The following is a 913-nucleotide window of genomic DNA, read 5'->3' as shown; positions in this document are numbered from 1 at the left end:
GACGTCGAGTGTTCCCTTAGTGCCCTCGGGGTCGTTGCAGGTGTAGCCGACCTTGACGGTCTCACCGGCCTGCGGGGCGTAGTCGCCCTTGACACTCTTCGACACCGAGAACGTACCGGTATCACGGGTGTAGGTGTTGGTGGCGGTCACGGCCACAGTCTGGTCCTTGGTGATGGTCACCGAGTCCTGCGACAGGGTCGAGGCCACCGAGTACCCGTCCTTGGCGGCCGACGCGGCGTCCTCCGCCAGGGTGCAGGAGACCCCGGTCGGGATCTTTGGAGAGGACACGGCTGTCCCGTCCCCGGGGACCGTCAGGGTTCCCTGCACGTCACCGCCGCAGGTGTAGGTGAAGGAGTAGGAGCCATTGGCCGCCCATTCTGGGCCGCCCTGAACCGACTTGGCGATGGAGAAGGTACCCGTGTCGCGGGTGTAGGCGTTGGTGAAGGGGGCGCTGGCCACCTGGTCCTTCTCAGAGACCGTCACCGTCTGGGCCTCCGGGGCCGTCAGGGTGTAGCCGTCGATCGCGGCCGCCTTGGTGTCCTCGGTGACGGTGCACTGCGTGCCCGTGGGGACCTTCGGCCCGGAGACCGCCTCGCCGTCGGCCTTGGCCTTCAGCGTGCCCTCGGTCCCGTCGGTGCAGGTGTAGGCAAAGGTGAACTCCTTGTCACCGGCCTGTGCGCCCGTCACGGTCTTCGTCACCTGGAAGGTGCTGCGGTTGAGGGTGTAGGTGTTGGTGGCTGAGATGTTGACGGCGGGGTTGTCTCCGCCAAGGACGTCGAAGGTTGCCTTGTCGCCCTGCACGGCAGTGCCGTTCACGGCCAGGGTGGTTGACAGGCTCGTGGCCTTGACGGGGGCGTCCTTCTCGGTGAGTGTGCACGACCCGGTCGGCACGTCGCCCACATGCGCGGTCTCA

1 protein-coding gene is annotated in these 913 nt (G+C 66.8%); it reads right to left on the bottom strand.

Annotated features, from left to right (window positions below; all coding sequences use genetic code 11):
* Positions 1–900: DUF5979 domain-containing protein (locus BKH28_RS12955; protein WP_256696068.1), on the bottom strand; the 900-nt coding region annotated here is incomplete at its 3' end.
* Positions 901–913: the final 13 nt, after the last annotated feature.

Source organism: Actinomyces oris (assembly GCF_001937665.1).
Lineage (GTDB): Bacteria > Actinomycetota > Actinomycetes > Actinomycetales > Actinomycetaceae > Actinomyces > Actinomyces stomatis.
The sequence above is the reverse complement of the archived record's forward strand: the minus strand, read 5'-3'. Positions and strand labels throughout refer to the sequence as shown.